The sequence below is a fragment of the Vibrio sp. 1288 genome, assembly GCF_033344475.1.
The window spans coordinates 1-748 of sequence record NZ_JAWPOX010000430.1; the positions used below are offsets into that span (position 1 = coordinate 1).

At 46.8% G+C, this 748-nt stretch carries 1 protein-coding gene; it reads left to right on the forward strand.

Features of this window, described 5'->3' with window-relative positions; genetic code table 11:
* A partial coding sequence (locus tag R8O11_RS27210) for an AMP-binding protein (RefSeq protein WP_318194875.1) occupies positions 1-748 on the forward strand: 748 nt, incomplete at both ends.

Genomic DNA, 748 nt, shown 5'->3' on the forward strand with positions numbered 1-748 from the left:
GATTAAGAAAAAGCTCGCCGAAGGGCTGGGGTTAGATCAAGCGCGAGTTTTGGGTTGTGGTTCTGCTCCGGTATCACCCGCACTATTAGATTGGTACCACAGCGTTGGCCTAAACATCACCGAAGCATGGGGGATGACGGAATCCTTCGCTTACAGCACCATAAACTATCCATTTAGGGCAGATAAAATTGGTACCGTGGGTAACGCAGGCCCCGGCATTGAGTTAAAAATTGCCGATGACAGCGAAATCATGGTGCGCGGTAAAGGATTGTTCTCTGGCTACTACAAGAATGACATCGCAACTCAAGAATCTTTTGATTCAGACGGTTGGCTGCACACCGGCGACATTGGCGCAATTGACAAAGATGGCTACCTCACCATTCAAGGTCGCAAAAAAGACACGTTCAAAACCGCCAAGGGCAAATTTGTCTCTCCAGTACCGATTGAGAAAAAACTCTTCGAGTACAGCCGTGTAGAAATGATGTGCCTGATTGGCTTAGGTTTACCTGGCCCTATTCTTCTCGTAGTGCCGCATGATTTTCCTCATTTCGACAAGGAGCGTTATGCTCGTACGACAAGAAAAGTCATTGCGCGCATGAATCAAGAATTGGCCTCTCATGAGCAGATCAAAGGCGTATTGATGATCAAAGAGCCATGGAGTATTGAAAATGGTGTGTTGACACCAACACTTAAAATCAAACGTCATGTATTGGAACAAAAATACCACGAGCTTGGCCACAACTGGCCG